This is a genomic window from Moraxella macacae 0408225 (genome assembly GCF_000320365.1).
Taxonomy (GTDB): domain Bacteria; phylum Pseudomonadota; class Gammaproteobacteria; order Pseudomonadales; family Moraxellaceae; genus Faucicola; species Faucicola macacae.
This window is the reverse complement of record NZ_ANIN01000001.1, coordinates 1,170,183-1,184,852: the sequence shown is the minus strand read 5'-3', so window position 1 is coordinate 1,184,852 and position 14,670 is coordinate 1,170,183. Positions and strand designations below refer to the sequence as shown.

Annotated in this window: 18 protein-coding genes; 6 read left to right on the top strand and 12 right to left on the bottom strand. The window is 38.4% G+C overall.

Annotated elements, in window-relative coordinates:
* Positions 1-22 precede the first annotated feature (22 nt).
* Together argE and MOMA_RS05355 are read right to left on the bottom strand one after the other, a co-directional pair.
* Complete coding sequence (argE, locus tag MOMA_RS05360) at positions 23-1,264, bottom strand: acetylornithine deacetylase (protein ID WP_009767587.1); 1,242 nt, start codon at positions 1,262-1,264, stop codon at positions 23-25.
* A 37-nt stretch (positions 1,265-1,301) separates the two neighbouring features.
* Entirely contained in the window at positions 1,302-2,081 is a 780-nt protein-coding gene (locus tag MOMA_RS05355) for a UPF0149 family protein (protein ID WP_009767586.1), read from the bottom strand.
* Between the two features lie 280 nt (positions 2,082-2,361).
* Between MOMA_RS05355 and MOMA_RS05350 the strand changes: the two genes are divergently transcribed.
* Together MOMA_RS05350 and MOMA_RS05345 are read left to right on the top strand one after the other, a co-directional pair.
* Positions 2,362-2,769: a hypothetical protein gene (locus MOMA_RS05350; RefSeq protein WP_009767585.1), complete on the top strand. Its 408-nt coding sequence runs from the start codon at positions 2,362-2,364 to the stop codon at positions 2,767-2,769.
* 71 nt (positions 2,770-2,840) lie between these two features.
* The gene (locus MOMA_RS05345; RefSeq protein WP_009767584.1) at positions 2,841-3,131 is read left to right on the top strand and encodes a cell division protein ZapA; all 291 of its coding nucleotides are present in this window, start codon (positions 2,841-2,843) and stop codon (positions 3,129-3,131) included.
* 31 nt (positions 3,132-3,162) lie between these two features.
* Here the strand turns inward: MOMA_RS05345 and MOMA_RS05340 are convergent, their stop codons facing one another.
* The 8 genes from MOMA_RS05340 to MOMA_RS05305 all read right to left on the bottom strand — a co-directional run bounded on the left by MOMA_RS05340 (position 3,163) and on the right by MOMA_RS05305 (position 8,284).
* On the bottom strand, positions 3,163-3,378 hold the full coding sequence (locus MOMA_RS05340; protein WP_009767583.1) for a hypothetical protein: 216 nt from the start codon (positions 3,376-3,378) through the stop codon (positions 3,163-3,165).
* Between the two features lie 57 nt (positions 3,379-3,435).
* Positions 3,436-4,053, bottom strand: a complete 618-nt coding sequence (locus tag MOMA_RS05335; RefSeq protein WP_009767582.1) for a sigma-70 family RNA polymerase sigma factor — start codon at positions 4,051-4,053, stop codon at positions 3,436-3,438.
* A gap of 18 nt (positions 4,054-4,071) precedes the next feature.
* On the bottom strand, positions 4,072-4,869 hold the full coding sequence (locus MOMA_RS05330; protein ID WP_009767581.1) for an HvfC family RiPP maturation protein: 798 nt from the start codon (positions 4,867-4,869) through the stop codon (positions 4,072-4,074).
* Between the two features lie 39 nt (positions 4,870-4,908).
* On the bottom strand, positions 4,909-5,829 hold the full coding sequence (locus tag MOMA_RS05325) for an HvfB family MNIO-type RiPP peptide maturase (protein ID WP_009767580.1): 921 nt from the start codon (positions 5,827-5,829) through the stop codon (positions 4,909-4,911).
* An 8-nt stretch (positions 5,830-5,837) separates the two neighbouring features.
* Positions 5,838-6,035 carry a YgaP family membrane protein gene (locus MOMA_RS05320; RefSeq protein ID WP_009767579.1) on the bottom strand — a complete coding sequence of 66 codons (198 nt, stop codon included), beginning with the start codon at positions 6,033-6,035 and terminating at the stop codon, positions 5,838-5,840.
* Between the two features lie 20 nt (positions 6,036-6,055).
* Complete coding sequence (locus MOMA_RS05315; RefSeq protein WP_009767578.1) at positions 6,056-6,427, bottom strand: hypothetical protein; 372 nt, start codon at positions 6,425-6,427, stop codon at positions 6,056-6,058.
* Between the two features lie 93 nt (positions 6,428-6,520).
* Positions 6,521-7,579 carry an AI-2E family transporter gene (locus MOMA_RS05310; RefSeq protein WP_227498087.1) on the bottom strand — a complete coding sequence of 353 codons (1,059 nt, stop codon included), beginning with the start codon at positions 7,577-7,579 and terminating at the stop codon, positions 6,521-6,523.
* A 36-nt stretch (positions 7,580-7,615) separates the two neighbouring features.
* Positions 7,616-8,284, bottom strand: a complete 669-nt coding sequence (locus MOMA_RS05305) for an OmpA family protein (RefSeq protein ID WP_227498086.1) — start codon at positions 8,282-8,284, stop codon at positions 7,616-7,618.
* A 286-nt stretch (positions 8,285-8,570) separates the two neighbouring features.
* Here MOMA_RS05305 and MOMA_RS05300 point away from each other — a divergent pair, with 286 nt between their 5' ends.
* The 4 genes from MOMA_RS05300 to minE all read left to right on the top strand — a co-directional run bounded on the left by MOMA_RS05300 (position 8,571) and on the right by minE (position 11,838).
* On the top strand, positions 8,571-9,596 hold the full coding sequence (locus tag MOMA_RS05300; RefSeq protein WP_040625112.1) for a hypothetical protein: 1,026 nt from the start codon (positions 8,571-8,573) through the stop codon (positions 9,594-9,596).
* A gap of 123 nt (positions 9,597-9,719) precedes the next feature.
* Positions 9,720-10,613 (top strand): septum site-determining protein MinC, encoded by an 894-nt coding sequence (gene minC, locus MOMA_RS05295; protein WP_009767574.1) that lies wholly within the window; start codon positions 9,720-9,722, stop codon positions 10,611-10,613.
* Positions 10,614-10,740: 127 nt separating this feature from the next.
* A complete protein-coding gene (gene minD / locus MOMA_RS05290) occupies positions 10,741-11,553 on the top strand; it encodes a septum site-determining protein MinD (protein WP_009767573.1) in 813 nt (270 codons plus the stop codon).
* Positions 11,554-11,556: 3 nt separating this feature from the next.
* Positions 11,557-11,838, top strand: coding sequence for a cell division topological specificity factor MinE (gene minE / locus MOMA_RS05285; protein ID WP_009767572.1), 282 nt, complete (start codon positions 11,557-11,559; stop codon positions 11,836-11,838).
* 40 nt (positions 11,839-11,878) lie between these two features.
* Here the strand turns inward: minE and MOMA_RS05280 are convergent, their stop codons facing one another.
* On the bottom strand, positions 11,879-12,913 hold the full coding sequence (locus MOMA_RS05280; RefSeq protein WP_009767571.1) for an ABC transporter ATP-binding protein: 1,035 nt from the start codon (positions 12,911-12,913) through the stop codon (positions 11,879-11,881).
* Positions 12,914-12,923: 10 nt separating this feature from the next.
* Positions 12,924-14,552 (bottom strand): ABC transporter permease, encoded by a 1,629-nt coding sequence (locus MOMA_RS05275; RefSeq protein WP_051012690.1) that lies wholly within the window; start codon positions 14,550-14,552, stop codon positions 12,924-12,926.
* Positions 14,553-14,670 lie beyond the last annotated feature (118 nt).

Here is a 14,670-nt window from a genome sequence, read left to right as displayed (position 1 = left end):
CAATTGTTAGTTATCGCAATTGTCAGTTACCATAATTATTGGTTACCGCCGTCATTGTTACCAAATTTATCAAAAATTGTTCGCACTTGTTTAGCTGTTCAATACTTACAAATTCATTTGCCTTGTGGGCTTGTGCAATATCACCACAACCACAAATCAGTGTTGGCACGCCAAAATTAGTAAACTGTCCGCCTTCGGTTGCATATGCCACTTTATGACGGCGTTTGTCATCAACCAAATTTTCAATCAAGCGTTGCAAAGCCAAACTCTCCTTATCGTTCATCGCAGGCACTTGACAATCTTGAATAAGTTCAATATAACAATTGGGGTTTTTATTTTGCATTTGTTCACTAAGTGTTTTAACAAAATCACGGATTGATTCAATGATCGGTGTTGGCAAAACGTGGGGCAAATTGCGAAAATCAAAACTAAACTCACAAAAATCAGGTATAATATTGGTCGCTATACCGCCTTTAATCATGCCCACTGACAAGGTAGAAAATGGCACATCAAAACCTTGCACCAAATCTCGTGGTTTTGACTCTTGCTGTTTTGATTCTTGCTGTTTTAACTCTTGCTGTTTTAATTTTTCTGCCAAATCATCAATAAAACCAATCACTTGACTGGCATAACTGATCGCATTTACCCCCTGTTCGGTTAGTGATGAATGGGCGGCCTTGCCCTGTACACGACAACGAAAGGTCTGTATTCCTTTATGGGCGGTAACCATTTTCATCATCGTAGGCTCGCCCACAATACAATAATCAGGCATAATTCCTTGATTTTGCAAATCTGTTAACAAAAAAGGCATACCTAAACAGCCAATTTCTTCATCAAATGATAACGCAAGATGTATGGGTTTTGTTAATTTTTTCTCAACAGATAGTTTAACAATATTTGGTAAAATTGCCAAACAACACGCAATAAATCCTTTCATATCACAAGCACCACGCCCATAAACCTTGCCCTCTTTGACAACAGCAACAAAAGGATCGCTATCCCACGCCTGTCCGTCCACAGGCACAACATCGGTATGCCCTGAAAAAACAAAACCGCCTGTTTTGACATTATTGTCATTGGCAGGAATGCTAACAAACAAGTTGGCTTTGTTTTTTGCAAGGTTAAAACTTAACCGTGGCGTAAGGTTTAGTGATTGGCAAAATTGATTGATGTAGTCAATCAATGCCAAATTTGAGTGTCGGCTCGTGGTATCAAAACTGATTAGTTTTGCCAGCCACTGTAAAGTGGTGATTGGATAAATCATGGATTTTTCTCTTTGCTGGATAATTGTTGCTAGGCAATTATGATGGCTTTTTTCCGGTCATCGCATCTATCACCATATTGGTAACAAATTCATCATTGTGGTCTTTTTCATGTTGCCAATCCAACTCATCATCTACAAGATCTTGTACATTGTCAAAATCTTGTACATTGTCAATCAAGTCATTGTCAATAAAATCAGAAACTGGTTGATTTTTAGGCGTTTTACCAATCGCTTGTGTCATAGCAAACCCTGCGATCAATGGCAATTTTGCCACTGATTTGCGCACACGCCCATTTGCCACACTCACAGGTATCATACGCACAAATTCCAAAAGCTCCATGTATTGTAACTCACCTTCAGGATTGTCATTGCCCTGCAAATTTTCGTCAAACACATCAATGCGCAATGCTCCAACTTTTGCCAAATCATGAAACAATGTATTTTCCAAAGAGCGAAGTGCACTGTCTGTTACCCCAAACCCAGTCAAATAACCATTTGCCCAATTTTTTAATGCTTGCAAGCGTTCATACAATGGGTGTTCATCATCAGGCAACAAAGGCAAAAACTGGTAACTGTCCTCATCATCGGTCAATAATGCTGCCAAATCCTCACCTTCTTCACTGATAAGTTTCAGTGCTTTTGGCTCAAGTTCAGTAAAACTTAGCTCTGTAAGCAGTGCTTGCCAAAGTTTGGGCGTTGGAGCATCGCACACACTTAGCACGCCTGTTATCAGTCCATGCAACTCACTGACTGACACATCATGCCAATCTTGCAATGCTTCATGCCAATCTTGCCAACCTGATAAATAATCATTCATTTTTTCACCTTTTTGCTGCTACAAACCATCTTGTAAAATTGCCAAAAACCTAAAATTAGCAAAACCACTGGTATTTTTTGACAACCAACATTTTAACAATTTGTTTTTTTAATATTTGTTTTTTTAATATTTGTTTTTTTAATATTTGTTTTTTTAATATTTGTTTTTTGACAATTTTACAAAAAATACTAGCCATTATAGGGGCTTTTGTGGCATTATTAAAGCATAAATTTTTACATTTCTTTTTTCATTTTATTTTTAACTTTTTGAAGACACCATCATGACAAATCTGCTTTTAAAATTAACCGAACTAAAAGGCTATATCGAAAAATTAATCAATAAAAATCAATATCTTAGTAGTGAATTGGCACGTATCAAAACCCAGCCAAGCATTAGCAGTGAACAAATGACAGCCGTACAAACCGAACTAACCAACACCCAGCAACGCATTGAAAAATTAGAACAACTGATTGCCACTCACGAACAACAACACGCCGACTTAGAAAGCCGTTACCAATCGCTTGCCGACTCGCACAGCATGCTTAGCAGCGAATACGAACAAGCCCAAGCCAAAATCGAAACACTCACCCAAACCAATCAAAAATTGATCGAAAAAAATCATGTAGCCGCCGAACACACAAAACTTGTGCTAGAACGCCTTGCCAAAATTGACAGTGAAAACCAGTAAAATCAGCAAGCTATTAAAATCAATCAAGCCAATTCATTTTAAAACCAATTTAAAACCATTAAGGATTTTTTATGTCAAATCAGCACCAAAAAGTAGACATTTTTATCAATGGGCGCAGTTATGGTATCAACTGCCCAAAAGGCGAAGAATCCGCTCTTCAACACGCATCAAGCTACATGAACACCTTTATTCAAGAAATCCGACGCACCTCTCCTCAATTGCCACAAGAAGAATTGTTGTTGCTGTGTGCGTTAACCTTGTTTGAAAAAACACAAAATCTACAAAATGAATTAAAAATTGCAACAGATGCCAATCATTTATTAGATGAAATGTTAAAAAACATTAAAAAATCTATTTATTAAAACCATTCAATCAACAAGTTACTGCTAATGATTACTGCTGTTTGTGGGCATCAATAATCCGACTTAATTCTTTGTCATTTTGATAAAATTGTTCGCACTCTTTGCAAAGCATTCGGTGCAATTTTAATCGCAATTGAGTGGATTTTGGCAATGTTACCTCGTGCGACATGCTGATATTTTTAGTGGCTTGCTCACAGCTTAAAGTCAAGTGAGTGGCTAAGTGGCGTGGGATTTTTTTAAGGGGCATTTTTTATCCGTATGTCAATTTTTTAAATTTATTGTTTAATTTTTAGATAAAGTTGTTTTAAACAGCATCGTGGTTGAACCAATGCAATGACAAACACCGCTGTAATCGCAATCTGGCACGATGCATAAGCACATAAAAATTTTGCGTACTAATGCCAATTTCTTGACAAATTTCATCGGTGGACAACTCAACATATTCTTTCATTAAAAACACCTGGGCTTGATCTCTGGGCAGATTGGTCAAACACAATTCCATCACTTGCCAAAAACTATCCTGCTCGGCGTGCTGCTCTGGATTTTGCCAACTGTCATCAAACGCGGCAATGCCTGTTGCCGCTTGCCAATGCCCAATGTCATCAAACAGCACTTGTAAAATATCGGTATCGGATTGATTGTCGATATTTAAATTGGCTAAATTTACATATTTTTGGTTTTGGCGAATGTGATCTGCAATTTTATTTTTTAAAATCGCAAATACCCAAGTTTTAAATGCTGAATTGCCCTTAAAATGATTGGCATACTTATAGGCATTTTCAAAAGTTTCTTGCACCACATCAAACGCTTCATCACTATCACCAAGCTGATTTTTGGCAAAACTTAACAATTGTCCATAAGTTTTTTGGATAAATTCATCGGTAAACTGTGAATGATTGCTAACAAATGGGTGCTTTTTCATAAGACCTTACACAAAACGTTATACAACGCTCCTTTGAGAAAAAATATGTTGCTGGCTAAAATCAGCCACCAACTGCTCAAAATCATGACATGACAATTGAGGCAATTCATAATGGTGAGAAAAAGCATCAAGCAAAACAGCGGAATTATGAAAGGCTTGGTTGTCATGAATCGATTGTTGCAAAAAATCCAATAATAAAAAGGTTAAACTGTTGGTTTGCATAAATTTTACCCTTGTGCCTTGACGATACACCAATAAAAACGTCGGCGTAGCAATAGGCTGTGTCTTACTGCTAATTTCATGCACCGCCCAATCATACTGCAAAACCTGCAACGTTGGATTGATAAAAAGCATTGGCAAAACTTGATGAAATGCTTCATTTGGCAATGTTTCTACCCAAAGCTCTATCCATTCATAATGAGCAAGCTCACCTAAAAACAGTGGCAACCCAAGATCAACAAGACAAGTCGTATCCGCCAAAAACTCACAAAATTGACGGTTAATTTCAATAAAATACGGACTTTTAAGATGATTGGATTGGATAAACAATTGAATAAGTTGTTGCCAAAGCACGCTATCTACCAATGTCTGACAAACAGGAAAACATTGATTGACAAAACTTGTTACATTATTACACACTAAAGATTGGTATAATTTGCCAATACGCGGTGATAAATCATCAAGTGGAGCGGATAGAGGTAAATTTTGATCAACTGAATTTTGTTGGCGTAAAAAATTGGCAAATGCCTGCTGATGCACAACAAAAGGCATATCAAGCGAACGGTTTAAGATGGGTGCAATGGTGTGATTGGTCATAATGCTTGTGCTATCTATGTCGTGTTTGTACCGCGCTGTTTACGCTATGTGTTTGTTTTGTTGTGCTTGTTTGGTGTATTGTGTTTTTGGCAAAATCTGTTTTTGCTTTTGATGGATAACAGCCACCTCGCTTAACAATTCTGCCAACGGCGGAAAATTAAAATCACGCTCCAAACAAGTTGGCAAAAGACTGGGCTGTTTTTGCGTTTTTTGATAAATTAATTCATAAGCACGATCAAGCAATGCCCAAACAGGATCTATCACCGCATTGCCATGCGTGTCAATAATCAGCTCTTTATCTTGATAATGTCCAGCAATATGCAAATAACAAGTGCGTTCCAGTGGCAAGTTTTGCAAATATTCATCGGCATCAAAACCAAAATTTTGGCTATTGACATAAACATTGTTCACATCTAAATGCAACAAACAATCCGCTTCTTTTACAATATAAGTGATAAACTCACTGTCAGATAAAGTACTTAGATTCGGACGATAGTAATAAGATGCATTCTCAATGGCAATTTGACGTTCCAAAATATCCTGTATTTGCCTGATACGCGATGCCACCCACATGACCGCCTCATCGGTACAAGCAATAGGAAATAAATCGTACAAATGCCCTTGGGCATCAGAACACCATGCCAAATGCTCGGTAAATAACGCAATATTGTGATAATCCAAAAATTTGCCAATATTTTTGATAAATGGAATATTAAGTTCACCACTACCGCCAATAGACATAGACAGCCCATGACAACTAAAAACAAATTGTTCGGTAAATTCTCTTAACATGGCGTTAAAACGTCCGCCCATGATTCCCTGTGATGTCAACCAATTTTCTGGCGAAACCTCAAAAAAATCAATGCTTGATAAATCAGCATTTCTTAGCTCACTTACAAGCTCACGACGAAAACCAAGCCCTGCACCTTGCAGAACTTGGGAAGTATGGTTATGTATCATGACAATTATTAACCCTGATGATGTTTAATACGACAAGTACTAATGCCAAAAATGCGATAAATCGGACAAAAATTAATCATTGCCGTAGCCAACAGAATAAGCCCAACCAATCCTAACCACGACTTAAACCAAGCACCTATAGCAATTATTGCCACGCCGATCACGATACGACCAATACGATCAGTCTTACCAACATTAGGATTCATTGCTTGCTCCTTTTTGCTCCTTAATGCGATGCGCCACAACCACCTGATGCATCTTTGTGCGAGGCACCACAACCTCCCGATGAATCTTTGTGCGAAGCTCCACACATACCCTCTGAACATTTAGCCTCTGGGGCTTTGAATAAATTTGATTGTTGTTCGTTCACAGTTGTGCTGGCTTGGCTCATGTTTTCTTGACTCATGCTGGCTTGACTCATGTTTTCTTGGCTTGCTTGTGGTGGGTTTTGGTTATTTTGATAACCTTGTTCCATTGGTTTTGCTCCCATTTGACTTTCGGCACAACCAACCACACTCACTGCCAAAAGTGATGATAAAGCCAAGTTTTTCGCAAGGTGTTTTTTGTTTTGTGATGATTGAGAAATTGTGTTTTGCATATAAAGCTCCAATTACATTTACATTGATACAAAAAAGGTTTTAGTTTAGACTTTTATACCGTCAGGTTTCTTACAATTTTTTTTTAAATTTTTTTATACCCAACCACGATTGTGTAAAATTCGTTTGATTTGAGCATAAATCACAGGGGCAGATATCAACCCCGCCAAACCAAACGTTGCTTCCAATACCAACATAAACAACAACAATTCCCAAGCGGTTGCCCGGATTTTTGTGCCAATAATTTGAGCATTTAAAAAATATTCCAACTTATGAATAGCAACCAACCATGTAAGCGACAACACACTCACCATTAAGCCATGGGTTAAACTTAAGGTAACAATCACCACATTAGAAAATAAATTCCCAACCACAGGTATTAACCCTGCCAAAAAGGTAATTAACACTACCGTCCATGACATAGGCAACGGATGTCCAATCATTGGCAAAATTCCAAGCAAATACACCGATGTCAAAATCGTGTTAATACTGGAAATTTTTACCTGAGCAAAAAACACATCGCTAAAACCTGTAATCAACTCATCAAAACGTTGACGCATATGATGCAAAAAAGGCTTGGCAGTAAGTGGCAATGTTGATGGTATTTGCAATGCCATAATTGCTCCAATTGCAATTCCGATCACAAAATAACCTACGCCACGCAACGTATGTACACCAAGCGTTTGTAGTTGTGGTGCATGCTGTTTTGCGGTTCTTAGCAACATTTCTTTGAATTCATAATCTGAAATTGGCAAATATTGCGAAATAGAAAACGGCAATAAAGTATGCAATTGTTCAATGATAGACATCAACTGCTCTAGCAAACGATTTAGCACCATAACATTTGCTTTTGCCATCATCCAATCGCCAAACAAATAAGTTGCCAACGAAATTAATGCCACAATAACAGCTATTGCCACCATCTCAGCACGATTGTTTGCATGAAACTTGCCAAAAAAAGTCGGCATTTGTTTGCTTTGGCGGATACTATTGGCAATTGCTCGAGTAAAAGTATAAGTTATCAACCCTGCAAATAACACAAGCGTTAAATGCAACAGCAACACAGGCAACCACACCAAAATCACAGGACTGATGGCAAGTAAAAAAGTTTTTAGGTCAGGCAAAAAAGCAGACGGCTCACGGTCAGTCATCATTTATTAACAATCAATTTATTAACAATCAATTAAAAATTAGTTTAAGTTTTGTGGTGCAAGAATGGTCATTTCCACACGACGATTGGCATCGTAAGAACTGCCAAATTGTGATGTTGCACCATAGCCCATTGCACGCACACGGTTTGGTGCTATGCCTTGGTTAACCAAATAATTTGCAACAGCATTGGCACGGTTTTGTGATAGATTTAGGTTAAAGTTTGGATTGCCCTCAACCGATGCATAGCCATTTACCACAATTGATGATTGGTTATATTGGCTAAGGGTGTTTGCCACTTGTGCCAATGTGTTGTAAAATCCAGGTTTAATCGCCGATTGTGCAACATCAAAAGTAATTGCCTCAGGAATGACAAGGTTTATGTCATTGGTTACAGGATCGCGAGTTACTTCAATGCCTGTACCTGCGGTTTGTTGTCGTAGTTTGGCCTCTTGTTGTTGCATATAGTAACCCACGCCTGCACCGATTGCCGCTCCAATTGCTGCATCACGACCTGTTTTTTCACCGCCTGTTGCTTTGGAAATTGCAACACCGCCCAATGCTCCACCTAACGCACCCAAAACCGCTTTGTTACTAGTAACACCCTCTAAATTGTTTGTACCTGTACTGGCACAACCTGCTATGAGTACGCTTGATGTCAAGGTAACAGCCAATAGTTTTGTGTTCATGTTTTTTGTGTTCATGTTCATGCTCGCCTCCATAAAAATTACATTTAAACTTTGTTCTTTTTAAAAATTGTTTTTAAACTGTTTTTTTAAAACTGTTTTTTTAAAAAGTGTTTGTAAGTAAAAATACCAATAATTTTTGCATTATGAATTTTTGTATTATGCCGAAAAATCTCATCTTTGTGTGTAATAAAATGTGATAAGTTATGTATTTTTGGCAAAAAAATGGTTACAAAATGTATTTTTTTACCAACCAATTTGTTTTAAACTACGCAATTTAATTATTCTTAAGGTTAATCGTGAGTTTTATATGCCAAACACATCTTTACCAAAAACCGTTCGCACTCGCCCACAACTGATGTATGACATTGTTATGATGTTGGTTATCAGTGTTGATTTGTTACTGTTAATCCTCGATAGCTTGCTGATGAGTGGTTTTATGGATCAAATTGGCCAATGGGGCGGTTTTAGCAGTTTAATCAACCACTATCGCACTGATGTTCATTCAATGTTAAAATTTATTACCGGCCTGTTTACTGTATTTTTGGTGGTAGAATTGTTGCTGCGTTGGGGCATTGCAATTGTACAAAAAACCCATTATCGTTGGTTCTTTTTTCCATTTGTGCATTGGTATGAAGTACTGGGCTGTTTTCCACAATTGCGTGCGTTGCGACTGCTTAGAGTTGTGGTGATTGGTTATCGCTTGTATCAGCTTGGCTATCAGGTTTTGCCAAAAAATTGGTTAAAAACAGGCAAATTTTATTACCATGTGTTATTAGAAGAAATTTCTGATCGCGTGATTTTAATGGCAATTGACAACATTCGCACCGAACTTGCCAATACCAAAGGTCATTTGGTGCAAAATATCATTGACAAGCACCGTGATGAGATCGAAACCGTTGTGATTGAACTGCTGCAACAAGAAGTAACTCCTCTTATTCAATCCACCAACCATCAACCTGCAAAATTCGCCAAACCACTTGCCGAACATGTAAGCCTTGCAGTGAAAAACGCCTTTTTGCAAACCCCTGATTTGCATCGCTTGTTGCGCATGATACCAATAGCAGGCGGCCTTATCGAGGATCAAATCGTGGTGATTAGCCAAAAAATCGGCCAAAACATTGCATTTAATACCGCACAACAGTTGACTCAAGTTGACAATTTAAACCAAATTTATCAAGAAATTGGCAAAGGCATTGCTAAGGTCGATATCACAAGCCCTGCCCTTGAAAAACTGGTTGGTTCAATCATTCACGAAAGCCTAACTGCCATTGCCGAGCAAGTAAAAGTGAAGCAATGGAAAAATCACGCAAACTCACCTGATTTGATTCATTAAAAAAGGTGATTTTGACACGCTTTTTGATTGTAGTTTTGACAAAACCTTGTTAACATAAACCTGTTAATCCAAACCCTGTATAACCAAACCTTGTATTATTTTTATCCGCACAAGAAGACTGACATGACTGATATCACACAAAAAAACACAGCCCCTAAAGAAAATGACAACCAACCTGCCCCAACAACACCGGTAAACATAGCAACATCGGTAAACATAGCAACATCGGTAAAAATCACCGGCCGTATGCTAAATTTTAGCCGATTGCAATTACAAGGTGATGATATTGATGAAATGCTTGCAAAAGTCAAAGAAAAATTGGCAAAAAAATTAAACTCAAATTTGCCCATTGTGGTAAGTTTAACCACAAATTTAACACCGTTTGATTTAAAAAAACTGTGGCATGGTTTATGGGAGCTTGGATTACAACCCATTGGTATAGTAACCGGAGCGTTTGACCATCAAGCAAAAGAGTTAAAAATCGCAATTTTCCCTGCTGATGGACAACGCATTGACGGTAAAACAGACAAAAAACCCGATGATACGATTGCCAAAATAAAACCCAAAACCACTACTGATGACAACCAGTTACACGCACTTGACAATCAAGCCCCATTTACCGAAACCAACAACCAACTCAACATTCAGCATGAAAATGACAGTAACAGCGACAATAATAATGTGGAGGGTGATTTAGTCTACCATCAAATTTTGCGATCCGGACAAAGCATTAACCACGTCGGAGGTGATGTGATTTTAACCAAAGGCATCAACGCAGGGGCAGAAGCAATTACCGATTATAGCTTGCATATTTATGGCAAAGGCGAAGGACGCTTGGTGGCAGGGGCAACAGGTGATAAAAACGCAAGGATTTTTTGTTTACAATTTAATCCGTCATTGGTATCGGTGGCAGGAACGTATTGTTTAAAAGAAAACATTCCAACCGAACTTCTTGGCAAAGCGGTCGAGGTAAGTTTTGATCATAATATAGGGTTAATTTTTACATTAATCAGCTAAGTTAATCGGCTAAGTTGTCAATTATAAAAAGATTTATGTTAAGCCAGCAGTTATGATAGAATATTTATGATAGAATACTAACTTTTATTATATTAACTTTTATTATAAATGAATTTGGAGGCATGAAGTGGCAAAAATCGTGGTTGTAACTTCTGGAAAAGGTGGTGTGGGAAAAACCACTACCAGTGCATCTTTTGCAACAGGTTTGGCATTGCGTGGTTATAAAACCGTCGTCATTGATTTTGATGTAGGACTTAGAAACCTTGATTTGATTATGGGTTGTGAAAATCGCATCGTATATGACTTTGTAGATGTCATCACAGGCAATGCTCGCCTATCCCAAGCACTTGTTAAAGACAAACAGTTAAACAATCTATTTATTTTACCGGCCAGTCAAACCCGTGATAAAGATGCTTTAACTGACGAGGGCGTAGCAGAGGTTATCACTGAATTATCCAAACAATTTGATTACATCGTGTGCGACTCGCCTGCCGGAATTGAGCGTGGTGCTCAACTTGCTATGTATCACGCAGATGAAGCAATTATTGTTACCAACCCTGAAATTTCATCGGTGCGCGACTCTGATCGCATTATTGGCATTTTGCAAAGTCGCACCAAAAAAATAGAAGAAGGCACAGGCTCCGTACGCGAACATTTGGTAATTAACCGCTACAATGCAGAACGTGCAGAACGTGGCGAGATGATGGATATTAACAGTATTTCTAACGATATTTTAAAAGTGCCACTGCTTGGGGTTATTCCAGAAAGCAACAGTGTGCTGGAAGCATCTAACCAAGGCGAACCTGTGATTTTGGATAAAGATTCAAAAGCCGGACAAACTTATGATGACATGGTGGCAAGATTTTTGGGCGAAGAACGGCCGTATCGTCATATTGAAGTCAAAAAGAAAAGTTTCTTACAACGTTGGTTTGGAGGTTAATCCATGAAAAAAAGTTTTTGGAGCAACCTATTTGGGACAGAACAAAAATCCAAAAGTGCCAATACCGCCGCTGAACGTTTAAAAGTCATTGTTGCCAGTGAAAACCGCTTACACAACCGTTTGACACCAGAACGCATTGAAAAAATGAAGCGTGAAATTTTGGCGGTGGTAAATACCTATGTATCAGGCGTACAAATTGACGATGTGAATATCAATCATCACACCGAGGCCAATATGGAAGTATTGGAAATGAACATTAATCTGCCTGACAACAGTCGACGTTAAGCTATTTTTACCCAGTTGACATTTTAACCCAGTTAACGGATTATTCAACACCCACGATGTTGTTAATCACAGCAAAAACGGTTTGCCCACAAGCATAATCTGTGTGCAAATCGGTTTTAACCAACAACAAATTTGTGTCATTAGGCAACTTTGGTTGCACTTGATACAAATAATGATCGCCTTTATACTCTTTATCTTTAATCACACAAGGCATGCCATTACTGGTATTTTGCGTGGATAAAACCACATCATCAGGACGAATAAGCCACAGTGCTTGTGTCGGTAACTGGCTTTGGACTAACTGACTTTGAGTCATAAGCATTTGACAAAATTGTTCGGTTAGCTGTGTTGTATCAAGCAATGTGCCTTGACCGATAAATTTTGCAACAAAACGGTTGGCAGGATAATGATATAGATTTTGTGGTTTATCCCATTGTTGGATTTTGCCCTCATTTACCACGCCGATTTTGTCCGCCATAGCAAAAGCTTCTTGTTGGTCATGTGTTACCATAATTGCACTGACTTGTTCTTGTTTTAGCAATTGTCTGATTTCTTTGGATAAATGCGTGCGCAAATCGGTATCCAAATTAGAAAATGGTTCATCAAGCAAAATTAATTTTGGACGTGGCGCTAACGCACGAGCCAAAGCAATGCGTTGTTGTTGGCCGCCTGATAATTCATGCGGATAATGTTTTTTGTGTGAAGTCAATCCAATAAATGACAACATTTCATCAATGCGTTGTTGCTTAACGGTTTTTGAAAAACCATGCAAGCCAAATCCAATATTATCCGCCACAGTCAAATGAGGAAATAACGCATAATCTTGAAAAACCATACCGATATGACGTTTGTGAGCAGGCAAATTAATTTTTGCATCAAACAACGGCCTATCATTTAGCACAATTTTGCCACGGTTTGGGGTTAAAAATCCTGCCACACAGCGCAAAGCAGTTGTTTTACCACAACCTGACGCCCCCAATAAGCAAGCAATTTCACCATCGAGCAAGTTAAAATTAAAATTGGTTAAAATCGGACGCTTGTCAAATTCTACAGATAAATCAGTTACGTTTAGCATAGTCATCTTATTAGTGGTTACTGTCATTAATTTTTGAAAATAAAATCACAGGGATAAGCCCTGTGAACACAATCAACAGTGCAGGCAAAGACGCTTGGTCAAAACGCCCTTCACTGGTATAAGCATAAATAATCGTAGCAAGCGTTTGCCAATCGTATGGTTTTGTCATCAAGGTCATTGGCATCTCTTTCATCACATCAACAAACACCATCAGCATCGCAACGCCCATTGAACTTTTTAACAAAGGCAAATACACCCGCCAAATCATCGCAAATCCCGTTACGCCAAGTGATACGCAGGCTTCGGTTAAACTTGGACGAATGCGTTCAAAACCCGCCTCAACACTAGAAAGCCCCAAAGCCAAAAAACGAATTAAATACGCGGTTAACACCACAACAATCGTTCCTTTAATCACCCCTGTCAACGGTTCATCAGGGCTGATTATTGGACTTAGCCAGTCAATCAAATAATTATCTATAAAAGCAATTGGTACAAACACACCAACAGCCAATACCGAACTTGGAATGCCATAGCCCAAAGTGGCAATACGACTGGCAATCAGGGCAAATACCGAGTTATCCATACGTTTTGACAACGCCAATAAAAACGCCACAAATGCAATCAAAACCGCCGATAACCCACTGGCTAATAATGAATACATGGCTTGTTCTACCAATTGTTCATTTGCGATTTGATCCCATGTTCGCACAGCCCAAACTCCAAGCTGAATGATCGGAATGATAAATGCCAATGCCAAAATCAACCCACAATAACAAAATGCCAAAATGCCATATTTTTTGGGTAATTGTTGGCGGTAATTGGTAGATTTATTGGTATGAAATCGTCGTTTGCCACGGCTTAACTGCTCCAGTGCGATCAATAAAAACACAAAAATAATCAGCAAAGAGGCTAATTGTTTGGCGGTTTCAATGGAGTAAAAACCAAACCATGCTTCATAAATAGCCGTGCTAAACGTCTCAAAACCAAAAACACTCACCGCACCAAAATCCGCCAATACCTCCATTAATGCCAAAATTAAACCACCCACAAGCCACGGACGTGCCATTGGTAGTGCGATTTTAAAAAAAGACTGCATGGGATTTAATCCCAAACTTGCACCAACCTCAAGACTGCGACTGCCCATACTCATAAACGCATTGCGTGCAAGCAAATACACATACGGATAAAACGTCAAACTCATCACCACACTTAAAAAATAACCGTTGCGCATGTCTGGAATAAACTGCTTTATTTGGTAAGTTTCTCTAAAAAATGTATTAATAGATCCAGCATAATCTACCATGCCAAGCTGCGTAAACGCCAACACATAAGCAGGCACTGCAAGAGGCAACATCATCGCCCAAAAAAACACACGCCGTCCTACAAAATCATACATGGTTGTCAACCAAGCAGTGGTTGTTCCCAAAAACACAACCCCAATGCCAACTGCCATCATCAAAAATAACGTATTTTTAATCAGTAGTGGCAACTGAAATTCCCATAAAAAATCCCAAATTTCGCGATCGATCTCGCTAAAGCCCAATAAAATCACCAAAACAGGAATTAGCACCAATGCCATGCAAAAAAATAGCCACAGCTTAGGCCATAGATAAAAACGTGTATGAGTACGATGTGTCATTTTGTATTTTGTCTAAATTTTTATATTTTGTCTAAAAGGTATCACATTAGTATAACAATTTTTATGTAAAAAAACAGTTATTTTTGAGAATAAAACTTGTTTATAGAATAATTATCAT

Excerpts from the sequence above, each read along its gene's own strand:
- argE (WP_009767587.1), bottom strand. The coding sequence starts at position 1,264 with ATGATTTATCCAATCACCACTTTACAGTGGCTGGCAAAACTAATCAGT.
- MOMA_RS05355 (WP_009767586.1), bottom strand. The coding sequence starts at position 2,081 with ATGAATGATTATTTATCAGGTTGGCAAGATTGGCATGAAGCATTGCAA.
- MOMA_RS05350 (WP_009767585.1), top strand. The coding sequence starts at position 2,362 with ATGACAAATCTGCTTTTAAAATTAACCGAACTAAAAGGCTATATCGAA.
- MOMA_RS05345 (WP_009767584.1), top strand. The coding sequence starts at position 2,841 with ATGTCAAATCAGCACCAAAAAGTAGACATTTTTATCAATGGGCGCAGT.
- MOMA_RS05340 (WP_009767583.1), bottom strand. The coding sequence starts at position 3,378 with ATGCCCCTTAAAAAAATCCCACGCCACTTAGCCACTCACTTGACTTTA.
- MOMA_RS05335 (WP_009767582.1), bottom strand. The coding sequence starts at position 4,053 with ATGAAAAAGCACCCATTTGTTAGCAATCATTCACAGTTTACCGATGAA.
- MOMA_RS05330 (WP_009767581.1), bottom strand. The coding sequence starts at position 4,869 with ATGACCAATCACACCATTGCACCCATCTTAAACCGTTCGCTTGATATG.
- MOMA_RS05325 (WP_009767580.1), bottom strand. The coding sequence starts at position 5,829 with ATGATACATAACCATACTTCCCAAGTTCTGCAAGGTGCAGGGCTTGGT.
- MOMA_RS05320 (WP_009767579.1), bottom strand. The coding sequence starts at position 6,035 with ATGAATCCTAATGTTGGTAAGACTGATCGTATTGGTCGTATCGTGATC.
- MOMA_RS05315 (WP_009767578.1), bottom strand. The coding sequence starts at position 6,427 with ATGCAAAACACAATTTCTCAATCATCACAAAACAAAAAACACCTTGCG.
- MOMA_RS05310 (WP_227498087.1), bottom strand. The coding sequence starts at position 7,579 with ATGATGACTGACCGTGAGCCGTCTGCTTTTTTGCCTGACCTAAAAACT.
- MOMA_RS05305 (WP_227498086.1), bottom strand. The coding sequence starts at position 8,284 with ATGAACATGAACACAAAAAACATGAACACAAAACTATTGGCTGTTACC.
- MOMA_RS05300 (WP_040625112.1), top strand. The coding sequence starts at position 8,571 with ATGCCAAACACATCTTTACCAAAAACCGTTCGCACTCGCCCACAACTG.
- minC (WP_009767574.1), top strand. The coding sequence starts at position 9,720 with ATGACTGATATCACACAAAAAAACACAGCCCCTAAAGAAAATGACAAC.
- minE (WP_009767572.1), top strand. The coding sequence starts at position 11,557 with ATGAAAAAAAGTTTTTGGAGCAACCTATTTGGGACAGAACAAAAATCC.
- MOMA_RS05280 (WP_009767571.1), bottom strand. The coding sequence starts at position 12,913 with ATGCTAAACGTAACTGATTTATCTGTAGAATTTGACAAGCGTCCGATT.
- MOMA_RS05275 (WP_051012690.1), bottom strand. The coding sequence starts at position 14,552 with ATGACACATCGTACTCATACACGTTTTTATCTATGGCCTAAGCTGTGG.